This is a genomic window from Sinomonas sp., from assembly GCF_036848755.1.
In the GTDB taxonomy this organism is placed as follows: Bacteria; Actinomycetota; Actinomycetes; order Actinomycetales; family Micrococcaceae; genus Sinomonas.
Map to the genome: position 1 here is coordinate 1 of NZ_DAIUJO010000227.1, position 2,500 is coordinate 2,500.

At 69.4% G+C, this 2,500-nt stretch carries 2 protein-coding genes; one reads left to right on the forward strand and one right to left on the reverse strand.

Annotated elements, in window-relative coordinates:
- The coding region (locus V7053_RS18760) for a patatin-like phospholipase family protein (RefSeq protein ID WP_334173768.1) at positions 1-503 on the forward strand (503 nt) is incomplete at its 5' end.
- Between the two features lie 33 nt (positions 504-536).
- Here V7053_RS18760 and V7053_RS18765 read toward each other — a convergent pair.
- Positions 537-2,492 (reverse strand): sugar phosphate isomerase/epimerase and 4-hydroxyphenylpyruvate domain-containing protein, encoded by a 1,956-nt coding sequence (locus V7053_RS18765; protein ID WP_334173769.1) that lies wholly within the window; start codon positions 2,490-2,492, stop codon positions 537-539.
- Between the last annotated feature and the right edge of the window lie 8 nt (positions 2,493-2,500).

Genomic DNA, 2,500 nt, shown 5'->3' on the forward strand with positions numbered 1-2,500 from the left:
CCCGGCGGCGCGCGGCCGTCGCAGCCCGACTGCCGAGTCAAGGCTGGCCGCAACGGCCGATGCTCATCGTGGCCGTCGACGCCCACAGCGGTGAACCCGTCGTGTTCGACCGCCACAGCGGCGTCGACCTGGTGGACGCTGTCGCCGCCAGCTGCGCCGGTCCCGGACTCCCTCCCCACGGGATCGGCGCCGACCGATACATCGACGGCGGCTACCGGTCCAACGAGAACGCCGACTTGGCAGCCGGATACGGGCGGGTACTGGTCCTGTCGCCGTTCAGCGGCAGGTCACGGCAGCCGGCGGAATGGGGCACGCATCTTGCGGCGCAGATCGACCGACTGCGCGCGGCGGGCAGCCGGGTCGAAACCGTCTTCCCGGACGACGAGGCGCTCAGCGCATTCGGCACCAACATGATGGACCTGTCGAGGCGCCCGCCTGCCGCGCGAGCCGGCTACAACCAGGGCCGAGCGATCGCCGAGCACCTCGCAGGGTTCTGGCGCTGACGCCCGGCAGCTTCGGCTGCGGCGCCCCGTCTTCTACCGAGCCGCGCGCGCGGTGCGCAGCGAATGCTGCACTGCGTGCCGCACGGGGGCATTCGGGGCGCCGAACCCGTCATAGCCGCCGATCCGCTGCACCATCTCGAAGAACACGCTGCCCACCGTGGCGGTGTAGAAGTGCAGGAAATCGCCCTTCTCGTCGCGATCGTAGAGGAGGTCGAGCTCACGGAGCGTCGCGAGGAACTCGGGCTCCAACGCGAACCGGGCGTCGAGGTCCTCGTAGTAGTTCTCGGGGATCCTGAGGAACGGCAGCTTCCGCGCGCGGCAGGCGCGGGCGGTGGCCACGAGATCGGGCACCGCGATCGCGATGTGCTCTTGGAACGTGTCCTCCACCGTGCCCCGCACGCTGTCGGCCTGCACCCAGGGGGCGAGGTTGAGGGCGAGCCGCACGGCTCGCTCCCCCTCCACGAGCTCGGTCTGCATGACCTGCGAGCGCACGAGCCCCGTCGGGCTCGAGACCTCCTGCGACGGCTGGGGGGTCAGCGCAAGCACGGACGAATAGAACAGCACGCCCTCGTCGTAGTGCTGCCACGGTTGGGCGAGGTTGATGTGGTCGATCCGGGGCGCCTGGCCCCCGAGCGCGGGTGCCCCCTGACCGAATTCCTCGGTCCAGAGCGTGTCTTGGCACAGGAACACTTCGGTGCCGTCAGGGGCTTGGACCGCCTGCAGCACCTCCTCGTTCGCCTGCGAAGTCCGGGGGACCGCGACGGCCTTGAGCTGGAGGGCGCGGGCGACGGCGGTCACCGCGTTGTCGACATCGAAGCCGAGCGCAGAGATCGCGGGGGCGACGCCGCGTGCCTGCTGGCGGTTGACGATGATCCGCGCCTCGCCGAGAGTCCACAGGCTCACGGGCTTGGTCCGGTGCTCGCCGCGCGACTCAAAGCCCAGCTGTGCTAGAAGCTGCTCGAGTTCGAGCGTGCTCGGCGCTGCGTCCGCCGACTTGACCTCGGCGAAGTTGATGCCCGACGGCGGCGCGACCTGCGGCAGCGTCGTGAGCGACATCGGGTACGCGCGCGATGCGGCGGCGAGCTGGGCGGCAGTCGGGGCTCCGACGCCCGCACCTGCCGCGGGTTCTGCAGCTGCTCCGGCCGGTGAAGCTGCGGCCGCCGCCAGATGCTTCGCCGTGCGCTCCTCGAGCCAGATCAGCGAACGCATGGCATCGACGGCCGTGCGCTCGACATCGGACTGGCGGAAGGTGTCATTGAAGACCTCGAGCGACACGGGACCGTTGTAGCCCGTGCGTGCCACGTGGCCGAGGAACTTCGGCAGATCGAACTGGCCCTCGCCGGGGAAGACCCGGTAGTGCCGGCTCCAGTTCAGCACGTCCATGGAGAGCTTGGGCGCGTCCGCGACCTGCACGAAGAAGATCTTCTCACCCGGGATCCGCTCGATCGGCTCTGTATCCCAGCCACGGGAGAGGATGTGGAACGTGTCGAGGCACGTGCCCAGGTTGGGGTGGTCGACGTCGGCCACAATGCGCCACGCATGCTCGTAGTCGTTCACGAACGTGCCCCACGCAAGGGCCTCGTACGCGACTTTCACACCGTGGTCGGCCGCCAGTTCGGCGAGGCCGTGAAGCTGCTCGGCGCGCAGACCGTCGTCGTCTGCGTAGGCTGCGCTTGCAGTGGCCACGTTGCTGCACACGAGGATCGTGTCGATGCCGAGACGGCCCATGAGCTTGAACTTCGCCTCGGCGCGGCGGAGGTTGGCGCGGTAGAGCTCGTCCGGGACGGAGTCGAAGTCGCGGAAGGGCTGGTAGAGGTCCAGCCCGAGGTCGAGGTCCTCGGCGAGGGCCCGGACCTCCTCAGGGCTGAGGGGCGAGGTGACGAGGTCGGCCTCGAAGATCTCGACGCCTCCGAAGCCGGCCTTTGCTGCGGCCCGAAGCTTCTGCTCGAGCGTTCCGGAGAGGCATACCGTCGCGATCCCTGTTCGCATCAGCGGGC

Coding starts and splice junctions, on each gene's coding strand:
- V7053_RS18765 (WP_334173769.1), bottom strand. CDS start 2,492: ATGCGAACAGGGATCGCGACGGTATGCCTCTCCGGAACGCTCGAGCAG.